The organism is Serratia sp. Nf2 (genome assembly GCF_003028435.1).
Classification (GTDB): Bacteria; Pseudomonadota; Gammaproteobacteria; order Enterobacterales; family Enterobacteriaceae; genus Serratia; species Serratia marcescens_L.
This window is the reverse complement of sequence record NZ_PYTW01000003.1, coordinates 49952-68000: the sequence shown is the minus strand read 5'-3', so window position 1 is coordinate 68000 and position 18049 is coordinate 49952. Positions and strand designations below refer to the sequence as shown.

Sequence of the window (18049 nt, the reverse complement as noted above, 5' to 3'; positions counted from 1 at the left end):
AATCTTTAGCAAACTGCGGCGTGGGCGGGGCGGTGAGCGCCCCGGGGTGAGTTATTGCGGCGTCAGCACCCGGCGCGTGCGGCCGGAGCTGAGGTAGTCGGCGATGTAATCCTGCGAGATTTCGCCGCTGTAGCGGCCGTCTTCATCGACGATCGGCATCCAGGAGGTGTTGTGCTCGTACAGCTTCGACAGCACCACGCGCAGGTTCTCCTCTGCCCGCGCGGTGACGCGGAAACGGTGCAGGCTGTCGGCGCAGACGCCCGGCGCGCCGCGCGCCTCGCGGCGTTTGACATACCCCAGCGGCTTGCCGTCGGCGTCCACCACCGTCACCGAGCGGGCGTCGATATCGTCCATCAGCCCGAACGCCTCCACTAGCGGCGTCTCTCGCCGCACCGTCACCGTTTCCTGCTGATCGGCCACGTCGCCGGCCTGCACCAGCAGCAGGCGCTTTAGCGTACGGTCCTGGCCGACAAAGGAGGCAACGAAGTCGTTCGCCGGCCGCGCCAGCAGCTCATCGGCGCTGGCGTTCTGAACGATTTTGCCCTGACGGAACACTGCGATGCGATCGCCGAGCTTCAGCGCTTCATCGATGTCGTGGCTCACCAGCATCACGGTCTTTTTCAACTGGCGCTGCATGTCGAGAAACTCGTTCTGGATGGTTTCGCGGTTGATCGGATCCACCGCGCCGAAGGGTTCATCCATCAGCAGCACCGGCGGATCGGCCGCCAGCGCACGGATCACGCCGATGCGCTGCTGCTGCCCGCCGGACATCTCTTTCGGGTAGCGGTGCAAAAAGCGCTTGGGATCCAGCGCCACCATGCTCATCAGCTCCTCGGCGCGATCGTGGCAGCGTTTTTTGTCCCAGCCCAGCATGCGCGGCACCACGGTGATGTTTTCCTCAATGGTCATGTTGGGGAACAGACCGATCTGCTGGATGACGTAGCCGATTTTGCGGCGCAGGCTGACGGTATCCAGCGCGCTGGTGTCTTCACCGTTGATCAGAATGGTGCCGCCGGTGGGTTCGATCAGGCGGTTGATCATCTTGAGCGTGGTGGTTTTGCCGCAGCCGGAAGGGCCGAGCAGCACGCAGATTTCGCCTTCCGGCACGTCCAGATTGATGTTGTCGACGGCGTTGAACGGCGTGCCATTTTTCTGCATGAACTGTTTGGTCAGATTTTCCAATTTAATCATGAGCGGATCCCCTTGGGCGTAAGCGCAATTTGCAAGCGGTGCAATAACCAATCGAGGACGATCGCCAGCAGGCTGATCATCACGGCGCCGGTAATCAACTGGCGGATGTCGCTGCTGCTGATGCCGTTGAGCAGCAGCAGGCCGAGGCCGCCGGCGCCGATCACTGCGGCGATCGCCATCACGCCGATATTCATCACCACGGCGGTGCGAATGCCGCCGAAAATGACCGGCAGCGCCACCGGGATCTCAACCCAGCGCAGGCGTTGCCAGAACGTCATACCGATGCCGCGGCCGGCTTCGCGCAGCCCGCCGGGCAGGTTGTCGAGCGCGGTGTGGGTGTTGCGCACGATCGGCAGCAGCGAGTAGAGGAACACCGCGGTGATCGCCGGCACGTAGCCGATGCCGTGGCCGATTAAGGAAAACAGCGGGATCATCAGCCCGAACAGGGCGATGGAGGGCACGGTCAGCACCAGCGTGGCCAGGCTCAACACCGGCGTCGCCAGCCATTTGTGGCGGACGATCAGCACGCCGAGCGGTACGCCGATCAGGATCGCCAGGCCGACGGCGACGCCGACCAGCAGCAGGTGTTCCAGCGTCAATCCGGCGATGTAGGCCCAGTTTTGCCAGGCGTAAAGCACAGTATTCATCACATGTCTCCCTTAATCAGGCCGCGCTGCTTGAGGAACGCGTCGGCGACCTGCTGCGGCGTCTGGTAGTCGATATCCACCTTGGCGTTAAGCTCGGTGATCACCTGATTGTTGAACTGTTTCGACAGCGTGTTCAGCGCCTCTTCCAGCCCCGGCGTGTTTTGCAACACGTCGGCGCGCACTACCGGCGTGACCGCATAGCTCGGGAAATAGCCCTTGTCGTCTTCGAGCACCTGCAGATCGAAGCCTTTCACCCGGCCGTCGGTGGTGTACACCAGTCCGGCATCGACGAAGCCGTCGCGGATGGCGTTGTAAACCAGGCCGGGGTCCATTTGGCGGATTTGCGGGCGATCGAGCGGCATGTCGTACAGCGCCTGCATCGGCTTCAGGCCGTCCGAGCGGCCGGCAAACTCCAGATCCAGCCCCAGCAGCCAGTTGTGTTTCGGGTCGGTTTTACGCACCTGTTCCACTTTTGCCACCAGCTGCGACATCGTGCGAATGTGTTCTTTTTCCGCGCGCTGGCGCTGCATGGCGAAGGCATAGGTGTTGTTCATGTCCGCCGGCTGTAGCCACACCAGGCCGAGCTTGGCGTCGAGCTTTTTCACCGTGTCGTAAGTTTCCTGCGGCGTCATGCGCTTATTGATGTGGTTAAAGATGATCAGCGAGGTGCCGGTGTATTCCCAGGTCATGTCGATCTGTTTGTTGATCATGGCGTTGCGGGTGATCACCGTGGCCAGATTGGTCTTGGGTTCGACCTGAAACCCCTTGGCCCGCAGGTATTGCACGGTGATCGCCGACAGAATTCGCTGTTCGGTAAAGTTCTTGCTCGCCAGCGTCAGCGGAGCGGCCCAGGCGGCCGCGCCGGTCATCAGCAAGGAGAACAGCAGCGCGTGGCGGAGGTGTTGTAACCATCGAGTCATCGCGTTTCTCCCATCAGGATGCGGTGTGCGGGCTGAGCCGGCGGCCGAGACCGGCCAGCGCCAGATCGAGCAGCAGGGCGATCAGCGCGGTGGCGGCGGCGCCGAGGATCAGCGTCGGGAAGTCGTTCAGGTAGATGCCGGGGAAAATCAGTTCGCCGTAGCTGCTGGCGCCGATCAAAAACGCCAGCGGCGCGGTGCCGACGTTGATCGCCATCGCGATGCGCACCCCGGCGAAGATCACCGGCAGCGCGTTGGGCAGCTCAACCTGGCGCAGCCGCTGCCCGGCGGTCATGCCAATACCGTTGGCGGCCTCGACCAGCGCCGGCGGCACCGAACGCAGGCCGGCATAGGTATTGCGCACGATGGGCAGCAGCGAGGCGAGGAACAGCGCCACCACCGCCGGCCGATCGCCGATGCCGATGATCACCATCGCCAGCGCCAGCACCGCCAGCGGCGGCAGGGTGTTGCCGACGTTAAAGATCTGCATCACGTGCTCCGCCCAGCGGCGGGCGAAGGGGCGGCTCAGCAGGATGCCGCTGGGAATGCCAACCAGCAGCGACAGCAGCATGGAGCACACCACCAGGAACATGTGCTGCTGGCCGAGGTAAATCAAATCTTCCCGGCGCGACTTGAGGGTTTCCCAACCGATGCCGTAAACCAGCAGCGCGATGACGGCGATAAACAGCAGGCTCCCGAGGAGCAGGCGCCGGTATGGCGCTGACTTGTGCATGATGTTGCGTCCTCCGTTGCGCGGAGCGGCCGATAGGCGGCGCATTCCGCTCTGATTGTTACCCACTGCCCGGCGGGCGTGGCGGTACAAAACGGGCGTTTCGCATGAGGTTAGCGACATTGAGCGAAGGGTGCGTTCGGCACAGCATGCTGAACGTAGGCTCAATACGTGAGTTAATCAGCATAAGATACTGATATTTAAACTAGAGAAAGCACGAAGCCCAATGACCCCGGCTAGGGAAGGTATAGCACCCCGTCGTTGGCCATGCCAAGTTTTATGAACAAAATCAGCTGATTGAGTTTGCCCGTATTCGCGCCTCAACCCGCGTCAGCGCTGGGATGCGCGGAAAGTGAAAAAAATCCGCAGCAAAACGTTACGCCGTAACAATCAGTCCAAATGGTGCGATTCGCCGCCGGCAAAAGCAGGATGTGAGGGCGGATAGACTTGGCGCAGGCGCTTGCTGATATACTCAGGGAAAATAAAAACGCCAGGAAGCCTGCATAACGCCATGACAAATAACGTTTCACCCGCACCCATTGCCCACCGCCCGCTGATCCTGATCGCCTGCATGCTGGCGATGTTCATGTCGGCGATCGAAGCCACCATCGTCGCTACCGCCATGCCGACCATCATCGGCGATCTCGGCGGCTTCTCGCTGCTGGGGTGGGTGTTCGCGGTCTATTTGCTGGCGCAGGCGATCACCATCCCCATCTACGGCCGGTTGGCGGATCTCTACGGCCGCAAGCGGGTGTTCTTCTTCGGTGCCACGCTGTTCCTGCTGGGATCGGTGCTGTGCGGCTTTGCTCCCGACATGTATTGGCTGATCGGCTTCCGTTTATTGCAGGGGCTGGGCGCCGGCGCCATCATGCCGATCGCTTCCACCATCATCGGCGATATCTACAGCGCCACCGAGCGGCCGAAGGTGATGGGGTATCTGTCGAGCGTATGGGGCGTGTCGGCGATCATCGGCCCGCTGCTGGGCGCGTTTATCGTGCAGCATCTGCCTTGGGCGCTGGTGTTCTGGGTCAACCTGCCGATCGGCCTGCTGGCGATGTTCTTCCTCTGGCGCTATCTGCCGGCCCATCAGCAGCTGCAGCGGCACGCGCTGGATCTGGCGGGCACCGCCTGGCTGACGCTATTCGTTTCGGCGCTGCTGCTGGCGCTGTTGCAGATGGAAAGCCTGGGATGGTGGGTGGCGCCGTTGCTCGCGCTGGCGGCGGCGTCGCTGGCGCTGCTGATACGTCAGGAGCGGCGCGCGGTCGAACCGCTGTTCCCGCTGGCGCTGTGGCAGAGCCGGGTGATCGTCGCCGGTAACATCGGCGGGTTGGTGATCGGCGCGGCGATGATGGGCATCAGTGCCTTCCTGCCGACCTTCATTCAGGGCGTAATGGGCGGCTCGCCGCTGGAGGCGGGCACCACGCTGGCGCTGATGTCGATCGGTTGGCCGCTGGCCAGCACGCTGAGCGGCCGTTTGATGCTGATGACCTCGTATCGCGCGACGGCGCTGCTGGGGGCGCTGCTGTTGGTGGCCGGCGGCCTGATCCTGCTGATGCTGCAGCCGAACGGCGGCCTGCTGTGGGGCCGGGTGGCGGCGTTTATGGTCGGCGCCGGCATGGGGCTGTGCAACACCACGTTTTTAGTGTCGGTGCAGAACGCGGCGCATTACAGCATTCGTGGCATCGCCACCGCCTGTACGGTATTTACCCGCATGGTGGGGTCGGCCATCGGTACCGCCATTCTGGGCGCCACGCTGAACCTCAACCTGCAGTGGCGTTTGCCGGAGATTGACGATCCGGTGCAGCGGCTGATGGAGCCGGCGGTGCGGCAGAGCATGGGGAGCGAAGCGTTGTCGCAGCTGACCCAGCACGTAGCGGCCTCGCTGCATTGGGTGTTCCTGGTGTCGGCGTTGGTGTCGTTGCTGGCGCTGGCGGCGGCGATGCTGATCCCGGCGCGTTGCCGGCCGCAGGGCGAAGAGGAAGAGGCGGAACAGGCATAAAAGAAAAGGGCGCGGCTGTTGCGCGCCCTGGGTAGCCGATGTGGCTTACTGCGAGTTGGAGGTATCCTGGCTGGTGCCGGTCTGCGCCGCGTCACCGCGATCGTCGCCGTTGTTCAGGCGGGTATAGACGATCTTCTGGGTGTCGTTTTCGCAGTGGCCGACCACTTGGCCGCCCGCTTGATCGGCCTGATCGTTAGGCACGATCTCCAGTTTGAAGCCGGACTCCGGAACGCCGTTATTGACGATTTTTTGCGAAATGTCCGCTTTCACGCTTTCGCAGGAGGCCAGGGCCGCCAACGGCGCGCCGGCCAGCAATACAGCGGTTAATATCAGCGTTTTTTTCATCACGTCATCCTTTTAGACAATGGACTTCCTGTAACAGGATAGCAGCAACGGCGGCCGGGTTTCACGCTTGCCCGCCCGCCGCAGGCGGATTAAGGATTAATCCGACGCCCGGTCTGGCGATCCAGGCATTTACGGGTGTCCGGCTCCCAGTACGCGTTGACGTTGTTGCTGTCGTTGCAGCGGTCTTCGTCATCCGCCGCGCGATCGGCCTTGTCGAACTCTTTCTCGACGCGAGTGTTAACCTTGTGGCGCAGGGATTTGGTATCATTCCACTGCTCTTTGCTCTGGCGCGCTTCTTCGGTGCTCATCGCACCGCTGCCTTTACCATCGACGGTGACGCAGGTGCTGCCCTGAGTGCAGGTGGCTGCCAGCGCCGGCGCCTGCCAGGCGCCCATGACGGCCAGCATGGCGACCGGCAGCATCCCGCGCAGCAGTCGTTGGGTCGAAAATGTTTTCATCGTTTCATCCTTATGAGTGAGTGCGCCTGATGATGGCGGCACTGGCGTTACCTCGCCCGCAGGCGTGGTAATAAATATACCACCGCGCTCCTGGAATTCACCAGCCAAGCGCCGATTCGTTTACTTTATCGAGAGAAAACTGCGACCGATGTTAAAAACCACGCTGTTGTTTTTCGCCACCGCGCTCGCCGAAATTATCGGCTGTTTCCTGCCTTACCTGTGGCTCAAGAAGCAGGGCAGCACCTGGCTGCTGCTGCCGGCGGCATTAAGCCTGATGCTGTTTGTCTGGCTGTTGACGCTGCATCCGGCGGCCAGCGGGCGGGTCTACGCGGCCTATGGCGGCGTGTATGTGGCGACGGCGCTGCTATGGCTGCGGGTGGTGGATGGGGTGAAGCTGTCTGCGCTGGACTGGGTGGGCGCCGGGGTGGCGCTGGTGGGCATGCTGATCATCGTTTCCGGCTGGCGCGCGGCCTGAGGAAACAGGGCGGGAGTCGCCTCCCGCCGTCGGAGATCAGGCGCCTCGGTGGATATTCAGCCCGGCGAAGGACTGGCTGACCGGCATCATTTCCAGCGTGTTGATGTTGACGCGCGCCGGCAACGTTGCGACCCAGAACACCGACTCGGCGATGTCTTCCGGCGTCAGCGCGTCGGCGCCTTCGTAGGTTTTGTTGACCTTGCCGTCATCGCCCTTGAAACGCACGTTGGAGAATTCGGTGCCGCCTACCAGGCCCGGCTCGATATCGGTCACGCGGATGCGCGTGCCGTGCAGATCGGCGCGCAGGCCCAGGCTGAACTGTTTAACGAACGCCTTAGTGGCGCCGTACACGTTGCCGCCGGCGTAAGGCCAGTTGGCGGCGGTGGAACCGATGTTGATCACATGGCCGACGTTGCGTTCGACCATGGCCGGCAGCAGCGCGCGCGTCATGTTCACCAGCCCCTTGGCGTTGGTGTCGATCATGGTTTCCCAGTCATCGGCGTTGGCCTTGTGTGCCGGCTCCAGCCCCAGCGCCAGCCCGGCGTTGTTCACCAGCACGTCGATTTGGCGCAGCTCGGCCGGCAGTGCTTCGATCGCCTGCTGAATGGCGGCGCGGTTGCGCACGTCGAGCCGCACGATATGCAGCGCTTGCCCGAGTTCTTCCTGCAGCTCTTCGAGGCGCTCAAGGCGGCGCCCGGCGGCGATCACCTGGTGGCCTTCACGGATAAAACGGCGTGCGATCGCCTCGCCGAAACCGGAGGTGGCGCCGGTAACAAAAATAATCATGTTGCTGTTCCTCAACTGTTTTTACCCTACATACCTCTATCATTAGCACAAACCCGCAGGCAGTGGCAGCGGTTATCACGGCGGAAAGCAAAAAAGGTCACACCGGGCCGGCGGCCCGATGCTGATTAGCGCTGAGGCGGCAGGTGGTACACCACGGCGTCATACTTGACGCGTTCGCAACGCCCGGCCAGCACGCCGCCCAACGACTCGATGAGGCGACGGCTGGCGGCATTCTGCTCGGCCACCGGGTAGATAAGGTGCTGAGGCTGAAAGCGCTCGCTGACCCAGCGCGCGATGCCCTGCACGATTTCGCGCCCGTAACCCTGGCCATGCAGGCTCTCTTTGACCCAGATACCCAGCTCCGGAGTGTGGCTGCGCAGGTTGTGTGCGCCGCCGACGCCGACGAACAGGCGGTCTTCGCGCCGGCGGGCGACGAAGATCACTTCTTCGCCTTCGCGCATCAGCGGCAGCCAGCCTTGCCAGACGTTGGCGAAATCTTCCGGCGACGCCTCCGGCTCAAAGGCCATAAAACGCGTCAGGGTTGGGGTGATCGCCTGGTAAACATCGTCGGCGTCTGCTGCGGTAAAGGGGGCAATCAACAAACGGTCGGTGTCAACGCGGCACTGAGAAAGGTCATTGTGATTCATTTTAATTCCTCGCTTTTCAGGCCATAACGGCAAAAAATCCGCGCCCATAAATTGGGGCGGATCGTCGATATTACGCGTATTGACGGCAGAAGCGACTTATTTCTCGCCGCTGCGGCGGCGTGGTGGGAGAGGCTTATGTGACATCGTCACGTTGATGGGAAAGGCGGCGGGCACGATGAGCCGCGCCCGCCGCCGAGGGTCAGAACTTCACCGAACCTTGCAGATAGATCGTGCGCGGCTGGCCGATGTACAGACCTTTGTTATTGTCGTCATAGGCGCGGGTGAAATACTCGTGGTTGAACAGGTTTTTCACCCCGACGCCCAGATTCAGGCCGGCCATTTCCGGGCCGAAATCATAGGCGGCGCGCACGCCCCACAGCATATAGCCGGGGATGCGGCCGGTGCTGCCGTCGGCGCTTTCCGCCACGGTGTTGGCGTTGTCGGCGAACTGGCTGGATTGGAACTCGCCGTTAAGATTAAACGCCCAGTTGCCTGGCGTATAGTCCAGCCCCAGCGTGCCTTTATGCTTCGGTGAGAACGGCACCTGATTGCCCTTGTAGCCGCCGTCTTCGCGGATGGTGGCGTTGACGTAAGCGTAGCTGGCGTAGGCGGTCAGGTCGTCCAGTTTTGGCGTCAGCTGCGACAGATCGTAACGCAGGCTGCCTTCCAGCCCGGCGTGGCGGGTTTTGCCGCGCGCGGTCACGCTGTCGGTCACCTGGTTGGAATCGTACTGGTTGTTGAAGTTGATCAGGAACAGCCCGATCTCGCCGGTCAGCGCATCGCCGGCGTAGCGGGTGCCCAGCTCCCAGGTGCGCGCCTTCTCGGGTTCAATCTTGCCGCTGTCGACCGCTTTGCCCATCTGGCTATACTGCACGGTGCCGAAGGAGCCTTCGGTGTTGGCGTACAGGTTCCAGTATTCGTTCAGGTGATACATCACGTTCAATGCCGGCAGCGGCGCGTTATAGCTGACGTCGAGGCGGTTGTTCTTGATGTAGTTGTTCTGATACGACTTGATGTACTCGTAGCGCATGCCCGGCGTGATGGTCCAGTCGCCGATGTCGATGCGATCGTCGATATAGAAGGCGTGCGCCTCGGTGCCGGACTGGGTATCGCGATCGTACGGGCTGGCGGTGGACGGCAGCCGACCGGTGCTGGCTTTGCTGGTGTAGCGCAGCTCGTGGGTGGATTCGCTGACGTAGCGGTAACCGACGCCGACCTCATGCGCCGACTCGCCCCAGCGGAAGCTCTGGCTGTAGCGCGGTTCCACGCCGCGCACCCAGTATTCGCGCGGCGACAGCGTCAGATTTTTGCCCTGATCCAGATAGCCGCTGCGCAGGGTGTAGGTGTAGAAGCTCTGCACGTCGAACTTGTGCTGCTGATCCGGCTGATATTGGTAGCCGAAGTTCGCCAGCTGGCGCCGGCCCCAGAACTTGTCGTACGGGCGCGTCGACTGGAACGGGTTGGCGTTGTAGTCCGCCCGGCTCAGGCCGCCCGGCATGTCCGCTTCGCCTTCGTAGTATTGCAGCAGGCTGTTGAAGGTGTGCACCTCGTTCGGGGCGTAGCGGCTTTTTAGCATCACGTCGTCGATCTTGGTCGTGCTGTGTTCGCGCCAGTCGCTGCCGCGGGTGCCGGAGTAGAGCAGCGCCGCGCCGAAGCCGTTGTCGGCGGTGCCGCCGATCATCAGGTTGCCGGTGCCTTTCGGGTGATCCTGGCGCGAGGTCGGGCTGAGCTGCCCTTGCATGCCGGCTTCCATGCCGAAGGTTTTCGGGATGGCGCGAGTGACGAAGTTGACGACGCCGCCGACGCTCTGCGGCCCGTAGCGCACCGCGCCGCCGCCGCGCACCACGTCAATCGCATCCATATTGCCGAGCGAGACCGGCGCCAGCGACAGCTGCGGCTGGCCGTAAGGGGCGAAGGGCACAGGGATGCCGTCCATCAGCACGGTGGAGCGGCTGGCGAGGCGCGGGTTGAGGCCGCGAATGCCGAAGTTAAGCGCCATGTCATGGCTGCCGGTGCCGTTGTTCTCCGGCGCCACCACGCCCGGCACGCGGTTCAACGCTTCGCGCACGGTGGTGGTGCCGGTTTTGGCGAATTCTTCGCGGCGTACCACGTCACGCGCGCCGGGATGTTCGAACACGTCTACCTGACGGCCTTCCGCCAGCCAGTCACCGACCACGGTGATGTCTTCTTCCTTCTGCGGCTGCGGCAGTTTGGCCAGCGTGTAACCGTTGTTACCGAGCGCTTTAGCCTGCAGGCCGCTGCCGGCCAGCAGGGCGTTCAGGCCGTCATCGACGCCGTAGCTGCCGTTCAGGCCCGGCGAACGTTTGCCGGCGGTCAGCGTGCCGTCCACCGAGAGCGCGATGCCGGCGCGCGCGGCGAATGCGTTCAGCGCGCCGTCCAGCTCACCGGCCGGAATGTGATAGGTTGCAGCGGCGCTGGCGGCGCTCGCCGCCAGCGGTGCGGCGAAGGCCAGGCCAATGGCCACGGCCAGCGGCGTGGCCCGTTTTCCCCAAAGCGAAGCCGGCGCTCCCTTTCCCCAAGCGTTGTTCATACCTTCTCCTGAATCATTTTTTATTTATTGCTGCAGTGTTTTCCTGGGAGTCGGATGAGCAAAGCAAAAGGGATAATCAAGAATGCGATTTTTTATCATTTTCATTTAAAAAGATTCAGGCGGGAACGATTTGCAGCCAATAGCGGGTAAAGCTCTGCAGGCGCACCGGCAGCGTTTGGCTGAGCAGGGCGAGGGCGCGATCGGTATCGTTGAGCGGGAAACTGCCGCTGACGCGCAGGGCGGCGACGGCCGGATCGCAGCTCAGATGGCCGCGCCGGTAGCGCGCCAGTTCGGCGATCACCCGGTCCAGCCGCCACTGGCTGACGCTCAGCACGCCGCGCAGCCAGCCGTCCTCCGCCGCAGCCGGTTGTTTGTCGCTGAAGGCCGTGGCGCTGAAGCTTATCTGTTCTCCGGCCTCCACCCGGCGCGTTTGCCGCGCGTCCTGCGCCAGCTGCGCTTCGACCGCATGCTCCAGCACCGTCAGGCGCGTCTCGCCGCCGCTCTCACGCACCAAAAAACGGGTGCCGAGCGCGTGCATCGCCCCCTGTGGGCTTTGCACCCACAGCGGCCGGGGGTCGCGTCCGGTAACCAGGCTGATTTCCCCGGCGTGCAAGCGGATCAGCCGTTGGCGATCGTCGTAATGCACGTCCACCGCGCTGGCGGTGTTCAGCACTAGCTGGGTACCGTCGCTTAACACTATGGGTTTGATCTCGCCGGTGGCGGTGCGGTAGTCGGCGCGCAGCTCCCGACTGAGTGGCGACTGGTAAAGGAAGCTGCCGCCGCCCACGCCGAGCAACAGCAGCAGGCTTTTCAGCAGGGTGCGGCGATCGATCGCCGATTGGCGGCCGGCGCGATCGAGCGCGCGGTAGCTGAACTTGCCCGGCACGCCCTGCAGCTGGCTCTGCAACGCTTCGACGCGCTGCCAGGCCCAGCGGTGATCGTCATGCTGCTGATGCCAGGCTTGCCACTGTTGGCGCTGGCGGTCGGTGACGTGCTCATCGCACAGCAGGGCATACCAGTGTGCGGCCATCTTCAGCGCTTGGCGCTGCTCGGGGGTGATGGCGTTGCTCATGAGAAAACGTCGTTTTCCAGGCTGAACAGCAGGCAATGCTCGGTGGCCTTGGCCATGTATTTTTTAACCGAGCTGACCGACACGCCGAGGCGCACGGCGATGTCCGCATAGCCCAGGCCTTCGAGCTGCGACAGCAGGAAGGCCTGTTTCACCTTTGGCCCCAGGCCGTCGAGCATGGCGTCGATCTGCTGCAGGCTTTCCAGCAGGCTCTGGCGCTGCTCCGGCGACGGCGCATAGCCTTCCGGGATCAGCGCCAGCATCTCCAGATAGGCGCGCTCCAGCGTTCTGCGGCGGAACAGGTCGACCATCACCCGCTTGGCGACGGTGACCAGAAAATCTTTCGGCTCGCGCAGGGTCGCCGCAGCGTCGCTTTTCAGCAGGCGCATGAAGGTGTCCTGCGCCACATCGTCCGCGTCGAAAGCGCAGCCCAGCCGCCTGCGCAGCCATCCCTGCAACCAGGCATGATGAGTGGCGTAAAGGCGCGACAGCGCGGCGTGCGGGGCGGAAGCGGTGGCGGACATGGTTTTCGCATTGCTGGTCAAAAAGATGCGCGGATGATAATTGAGAATGGTTATCGTTTCAAGTTTCGCCGTTGCCCTCAGGCCGGAATGCGGCACCCAGGTGTGGCGCTGAAATAAACCGGGTGGCCGTGAAGATATTCGTTTGCCCCGTAAAGGTGCAGCGGCACGGTGTTATTCCGGCAAGCAAACGGTTGCTATTAGCCTGCCGTTGAAGGCCGCCGCACGGTTTATTCTTTTTCATCGGCTGGTTTTCTTTGTTTAATTAATATCACTCTGTTTTTACATGAAAATATATTTTATCACCGGCTGTTGGCACACGGCTTGCTATGCTTAACCCGGTCTTTAATTTGGGGTAACAAAAGGCATTGCTTCATCGGCGCAGATGATTACGCGGGTGAGCTTGGCCGGTCGTCACAAGGAAGAAAATAATGGCACTGCAATTCACCACGGCTATTCGTGGCAATTTTTTTGACATCACCGCCTGCGTGGAGGAACCGCAACAGCTCGACGAACGCCTGCGGCACATTCCCGACGGTTTATTGCTGCTCAACGAGGGCACCATCGTCTGGTTCGGTAGCTGGCAGCAGGGTGAGGCGCTATTGCCGCCGGGTTTCGCGGTCACGGAGTATCGCGACAAACCGATCGTGCCGGGGTTTATCGATACCCATATCCACTACCCGCAAACCGAAATGATTGGCGCCTATGGCGACCAACTGTTGGGCTGGTTAAACAATTACACCTTCCCGACCGAAAGCCGTTATGGCTGCGAGCAGCACGCCGACGAGATGTCGGCCTTCTTTCTGCGGGAGTTGCTGAGCAACGGCACCACCACCGCGCTGGTGTTCGGCAGCGTGCATCCGCAGTCGGTCGATGCGCTGTTCAGCCAGGCGCAAGCGCTGAACATGCGCCTGATCGCCGGTAAGGTGATGATGGATCGCCATGCGCCGCAGGCGCTGCTGGAAACGCCGGAGCAGAGTTACCGCCAGACACGTGCGCTGATCGAACGCTGGCACGGCAAAGGCCGCCTCGGTTACGCCATTACGCCGCGCTTTGCGCCCACCAGTACGCCGGCGTTGCTGGCGCAGGTGCAGCGGCTGCGCGAAGAATTCCCCGATGTTTGGCTGCAAACGCACCTGAGCGAGAATCCGCAGGAAGTGGCCTGGGTAAAATCACTGTTCCCGCAGAGCCAAAGCTATCTGGACGTTTACCACCGTTACGGCATGACCGGCGGAAAAAGCGTGTTCGCTCACTGCCTGCATCTGGAGGATCAGGAGTGGGACTGCCTGTGCGAGACCCGCTCGGCGATCGCGTTTTGCCCCACCTCCAACCTGTTCCTCGGCAGCGGGCTGTTCGACCTGCAGCAGGCCTGGCGCAAGCGGGTGAAGCTTGGCATCGGCACCGACGTGGGGGCCGGCACCACCTTCAATATGCTGCGCACGCTGGGCGAGGCGTACAAAGTCGGCCAGCTGCAGCATTACCGGCTCTCCGCCGTAGAAGCGTTCTACCACGCCACCCTGGGCGGCGCCCGCGCGCTGTCGCTGGACGACAAAATCGGCAACTTCAACGTCGGCAAAGAGGCGGATTTCGTGGTGCTCGATCCGGCGGTCACGCCGCTGCAGCAGTTACGCTACGCCAACAGCGCCACGCCGGCGGAGCAAGGGTTCGTGCTGATGACGCTGGGGGACGATCGCAATATTTACCGCACCTATGTGGACGGCAAGGTGGTTTATCAGGCGGCGGAGTCAGACTGATTTCATTCGCGGTGTTGGCGCAAAGGCATATTGGAATACGCCGACACCGCGTGGCGACAATTTTAACGATAAGGAAGTGGAAGCCTTGATAGCGTTATTGCTGCACACGCTGTGGATGAAAAGCAGACAATGGAAGGGCGGGGCATGATTATTTATTGAACATGACGCGATGTAGTATGAATACGGCTATTTGGTTAGGAGGCTCTTTATTGGTTTTTTTATGAATATACCTAGTGATATACAGCCATGTTGCTGGATAAGTGCGTAAAAAACATTGCATTTCTTTGGGGTGCTCTATATCATAATGAGAATAATTATCTTTACGATATCACTGCTTAAAAAGCAACGGGCTTGTTTTAGTCACTGTTGCTGTTTTTTCAGTGTACTTCCGCATTTTACGAGCCAGGATTGGCTTGAGCTTTATTTCTGGAAAGGGATTTCATGCGTGATTTGTTTCGACAGGAAGCCACGGATCATCAGCGGGCGAAATGGGCGGGTAAGGCCTTATTAATAAACGGCTTGCCCGCCTGGTGCTTTGGTCTTTTGTCGTTTTTATTTATTCTTGTTTTCCTCTCTTTTCTTATATTCAGTCATTATACGCGCCGCATTAATGTTTATGGTGAAATCACCACCTTCCCCCGCTCAGTCAATGTGTTTGCACCCCAGCAGGGTTTTATCTCGGAACGCTTCGTCGAAGTGGGCGACGTGGTTAAAAAAGGTCAGCGTCTTTATCAGATTGATGTCAGCCGGGTGACGGATAACGGGAAAGTGAGCGCCAATACGCGCCTGGCGCTGGAAAACCAGTTAAAACACGTCGACAGCATCATCCTTAAGTTGCAAGACAACAAGCGCATGACGCTGGAAAATCTACGCGCGCAAAAAAAACAGTATGAATTGGCGCACATGCAGTCCAAACAGCTGTTGGATAACGCACGAGAAGGGGTGGCATTTGCTCAGGACAACATGCGTTCCTATAAGGAATATCAGCAGCGCGGTCTGATTACCAAAGATCAGCTTAGCGGACAAACCTATTCGTTTTATCAACAACAAAGTCTGTTCCAAAACCTGCATAGCCAACACATTCAGGAATCGTTGCAAATTACGAATTTGGAAAGCGACATCGTTACGCGCGCGGCAGATTTCGATAATCAAATTTCACAGTACCAGTTTCAGCGTAATGATTTGCAACGGCAGTTAGCGGAAGCCGATGCCAGCGGCGCATTGATCGTGAACGCCCCGAGCGATGGCCGCATTGAATCTCTCAGCGTTACCCCGGGTCAGATGGTCAATAGCGGTGACAGTCTGGTACAGATTATTCCACGTAATGGCGCGATTTATCAGCTAGTTTTATGGTTGCCGAACGCCAGTGTGCCGTATGTGTCAGCGGGGGACGCCATTAACATTCGTTATGACGCTTTCCCCTATGAGAAGTTTGGCCAGTTTCCCGGCAGGATAGAAAGCATCGCTTATGTGCCGGCCTCCATGCAAGAAATGTCAACTTACAGCAGTTCTCCCGTGCATCAGCCCAACGCGCAAACGGCATCTTATTACAAGGTCACCGTTTCCCTGGATGAAACGCATATCAGTTATCAGGGCAAGGCGTTGCAGCTCACTAACGGCATGCGGGCTCAATCCACGCTGTTTCTGGAAAAAAGGCCTTTATATCAATGGATGTTCTCGCCTTTCTACGATATGAAAAACAGCCTGATGGGGCCAATCAATGACTGAATCTTATTTCGACGCGCTAAAGGGCAAACTCAATTTGTCGCTGCGCCGCAAAGTGCCGCAGATCCTGCAAACGGAAGCCTCGGAATGTGGGCTCGCCAGTCTGGCGATGGTATGCCATTACCATGGCTTGCAAATCGATCTGTTTAATTTGCGCAGCCGCTACGGCTTTTCTTCGCGCGGGGCGACGCTGTCCGCGCTGATTGACATCGCGAGCGCACTGAAACTGCAATCCAGAGCGTTATCGCTGAATATCGATGAGCTTAAGGCATTGAAAATGCCCTGTATTCTGCATTGGGACATGAAGCATTTCGTGGTGCTTGTCAGTGTCAGCCGAGGGCGGGCGGTGATCCATGATCCTGCCTTTGGCCGTAAAGTGCTGGGGTTGCATGAACTGTCGCGGCATTTTACCGGCGTAGCGCTTGAGCTATGGCCAGACAGTGAATTTCAGCCGATCAAACAGCAAAGCAGATTGCGTTTTCGCAAGCTGATGAGCAATGTGCGCGGCCTCAAAGGGGCCTTGCTAAAGATCTTCTGTCTGTCGATCGTGATTGAAGCGGTTAATCTGCTGTTGCCCGTCGGTACGCAGTTGGTCATGGACCATGTGATTCTGGCCGGCGATCATGATCTTTTAGCGCTGATATGCATAGGGTTGCTGTTCTTTATTTTATTCCGTACCGGCGTATCCATGTTGCGCTCGTGGATCTCTATCGTCATGGGCGCGTTGATAGACGTGCAATGGAAGGCGGGAGTATTCGATCATCTGATGAAATTGCCGCTTTCCTTCTTTGAGAAGCGCAAGTTGGGTGATATTCAATCCCGCTTCGGCTCATTGGATACGATAAGAGCGACTTTCACTACCAGCATCGTCAGCAGTATTATTGATGGCATCATGTCCGTAGGCGTATTTATCATGATGCTGCTCTATGGCGGCTGGTTGGTTTGGGTGGTGCTCGGCTTTACGGCGATATACGTTATTCTCAGGCTGTCGACCTATCAATATTATCGGCAGCTGTCGGAAGAGCAGTTGGTGAAAGGGGCGCGAGCCGGGTCTCATTTCATGGAAACGTTGTATAGCGTCAGTACGTTAAAGGCGTTGGGGTTATCTGAAACCCGTTCGCAGTATTGGCTGAATCTAAACGTAGAAACGATCAATGCCGGTATCAAGCTGACCAAATTAAACATGATGTTTGGCGGCCTGGGGGCGTTTATCGCCACCTGCGATCAGGTGATCATCCTTTGGCTCGGCGCAGCATTGGTCATAGACAATCAAATGACGATCGGCATGTTTATCGCGTTTAACGCCTACCGCGGGCAGTTTTCGGAGCGTGCCAGCAGCCTGATCGACATGATGCTTCAGCTGCGAATGTTGAGTTTGCATAATGAAAGGGTGGCGGACATTGTGCTTTCGTCACCGGAATCGCAAATGCCCGCGCGCCAGCTCTTCACAAAAGGCAACGCCGCGGAGCTTCAGGTGCGGAATCTGCGCTACCAGTATGATCGCTTGGCGAAACCCATTATCGCGGATTTGAATCTCAGCATTGCCGCGGGAGAAAGCGTGGCGATTGTCGGTCCCTCCGGCGCGGGTAAAACCACGTTGATGAAGTTAATGTGTGGGCTGCTATCGCCGGATGAAGGGGCCGTGCTGGTCGACGGTATGGATATCAGCAACATTGGCGTTAATAATTATCGCCAATGCATCGCTTGCGTGTTGCAGGATGACAAGCTGCTGGCGGGGTCTATCGCTGAAAATATTTCAGGATTTGATGCCGAAATGGATCTGAAGCGTATTGAGGCGTGCGCACGGCGTTGCAATATGCATGATGATATTCAAAACATGCCGATGGGCTATGAAACATTGATCGGCGAACTGGGGGGAAGCCTTTCTGGCGGGCAGAAACAGCGCTTATTGATAGCCCGTGCGCTCTATCGTCGCCCCAGCATTCTGTTTATGGACGAAGCGACCAGCCACCTGGATCTAGATAATGAAACCCATATTAACCGCGCTATTTCACAACTGAACATTACCCGCGTGATTATTGCGCACCGTCCGTCGACGATTGCCTCTGCGGATAGAGTCATTCGACTCGGGTAACGTCAGCTTCGCTTTACCTGGCCACTTCACCCCGATATTTTCGCTACGTCAACCGCACAGCTCACCCGGTGGTGAGCCCATGAAAAAAGGGTTATCACAATGATAACCCTGGCATGAAGTGACGCTTTAGGCGCTGAAG

At 59.6% G+C, this 18049-nt stretch carries 16 protein-coding genes; 5 read left to right on the top strand and 11 right to left on the bottom strand.

The genetic code is table 11. The annotated features are described in order from the left end of the window. Positions 1 to 51 precede the first annotated feature (51 nt). The 4 genes from osmV to C9411_RS08060 form a co-directional block, all read right to left on the bottom strand. Positions 52 to 1191, bottom strand: a complete 1140-nt coding sequence (osmV, locus tag C9411_RS08075) for an osmoprotectant ABC transporter ATP-binding protein OsmV (RefSeq protein ID WP_016927861.1) — start codon at positions 1189 to 1191, stop codon at positions 52 to 54. Further along, positions 1188 to 1838, bottom strand: coding sequence for an osmoprotectant ABC transporter permease OsmW (osmW, locus tag C9411_RS08070; RefSeq protein ID WP_049199194.1), 651 nt, complete (start codon positions 1836 to 1838; stop codon positions 1188 to 1190). The genes osmV and osmW overlap by 4 nt, the downstream gene beginning before the upstream one ends. Next, positions 1838 to 2707 (bottom strand): glycine betaine ABC transporter substrate-binding protein, encoded by an 870-nt coding sequence (locus C9411_RS08065; protein ID WP_369919416.1) that lies wholly within the window; start codon positions 2705 to 2707, stop codon positions 1838 to 1840. Before C9411_RS08065 ends, osmW begins: the two co-directional genes overlap by 1 nt. A gap of 64 nt (positions 2708 to 2771) precedes the next feature. Further along, positions 2772 to 3488 (bottom strand): ABC transporter permease, encoded by a 717-nt coding sequence (locus C9411_RS08060; RefSeq protein ID WP_004938551.1) that lies wholly within the window; start codon positions 3486 to 3488, stop codon positions 2772 to 2774. A gap of 508 nt (positions 3489 to 3996) precedes the next feature. On the opposite strand from C9411_RS08060, the gene C9411_RS08055 reads away from it, so the two are divergent. Continuing rightward, positions 3997 to 5484, top strand: coding sequence for an MDR family MFS transporter (locus C9411_RS08055; protein ID WP_107226838.1), 1488 nt, complete (start codon positions 3997 to 3999; stop codon positions 5482 to 5484). Between the two features lie 45 nt (positions 5485 to 5529). Here C9411_RS08055 and C9411_RS08050 read toward each other — a convergent pair whose 3' ends face one another. Next, positions 5530 to 5829, bottom strand: a complete 300-nt coding sequence (locus C9411_RS08050; RefSeq protein WP_063989767.1) for a DUF1161 domain-containing protein — start codon at positions 5827 to 5829, stop codon at positions 5530 to 5532. 89 nt (positions 5830 to 5918) lie between these two features. Next, positions 5919 to 6287, bottom strand: coding sequence for a DUF1283 family protein (locus tag C9411_RS08045; protein WP_004938560.1), 369 nt, complete (start codon positions 6285 to 6287; stop codon positions 5919 to 5921). Between the two features lie 148 nt (positions 6288 to 6435). Here C9411_RS08045 and C9411_RS08040 point away from each other — a divergent pair, with 148 nt between their 5' ends. Beyond that, a complete protein-coding gene (locus C9411_RS08040) occupies positions 6436 to 6762 on the top strand; it encodes a YnfA family protein (protein ID WP_107226837.1) in 327 nt (108 codons plus the stop codon). A 36-nt stretch (positions 6763 to 6798) separates the two neighbouring features. On the opposite strand, the gene ydfG is transcribed toward C9411_RS08040, so the two are convergent. The 5 genes from ydfG to fecI form a co-directional block, all read right to left on the bottom strand. Then, positions 6799 to 7548: a bifunctional NADP-dependent 3-hydroxy acid dehydrogenase/3-hydroxypropionate dehydrogenase YdfG gene (ydfG, locus tag C9411_RS08035; RefSeq protein WP_016927858.1), complete on the bottom strand. Its 750-nt coding sequence runs from the start codon at positions 7546 to 7548 to the stop codon at positions 6799 to 6801. 125 nt (positions 7549 to 7673) lie between these two features. After that, positions 7674 to 8195 (bottom strand): GNAT family N-acetyltransferase, encoded by a 522-nt coding sequence (locus C9411_RS08030; protein ID WP_063989769.1) that lies wholly within the window; start codon positions 8193 to 8195, stop codon positions 7674 to 7676. Positions 8196 to 8394: 199 nt separating this feature from the next. Next, positions 8395 to 10746 (bottom strand): TonB-dependent Fe(3+) dicitrate receptor FecA, encoded by a 2352-nt coding sequence (fecA, locus tag C9411_RS08025; RefSeq protein WP_107226836.1) that lies wholly within the window; start codon positions 10744 to 10746, stop codon positions 8395 to 8397. A gap of 115 nt (positions 10747 to 10861) precedes the next feature. After that, a complete protein-coding gene (gene fecR / locus C9411_RS08020) occupies positions 10862 to 11818 on the bottom strand; it encodes a ferric citrate uptake sigma factor regulator FecR (RefSeq protein ID WP_107226835.1) in 957 nt (318 codons plus the stop codon). Then, positions 11815 to 12339, bottom strand: a complete 525-nt coding sequence (gene fecI, locus C9411_RS08015; protein ID WP_063989772.1) for a ferric citrate uptake sigma factor FecI — start codon at positions 12337 to 12339, stop codon at positions 11815 to 11817. The genes fecR and fecI overlap by 4 nt, the downstream gene beginning before the upstream one ends. A 428-nt stretch (positions 12340 to 12767) precedes the next feature. Between fecI and guaD the strand changes: the two genes are divergently transcribed. From guaD to C9411_RS08000, 3 genes are all read left to right on the top strand, one after another. After that, the gene (gene guaD, locus C9411_RS08010) at positions 12768 to 14090 is read left to right on the top strand and encodes a guanine deaminase (RefSeq protein WP_063989773.1); all 1323 of its coding nucleotides are present in this window, start codon (positions 12768 to 12770) and stop codon (positions 14088 to 14090) included. Positions 14091 to 14531: 441 nt separating this feature from the next. Next, positions 14532 to 15818 carry an HlyD family secretion protein gene (locus C9411_RS08005; protein ID WP_033648236.1) on the top strand — a complete coding sequence of 429 codons (1287 nt, stop codon included), beginning with the start codon at positions 14532 to 14534 and terminating at the stop codon, positions 15816 to 15818. Next, entirely contained in the window at positions 15811 to 17910 is a 2100-nt protein-coding gene (locus C9411_RS08000) for a peptidase domain-containing ABC transporter (RefSeq protein ID WP_107226834.1), read from the top strand. Before C9411_RS08005 ends, C9411_RS08000 begins: the two co-directional genes overlap by 8 nt. Positions 17911 to 18049 lie beyond the last annotated feature (139 nt).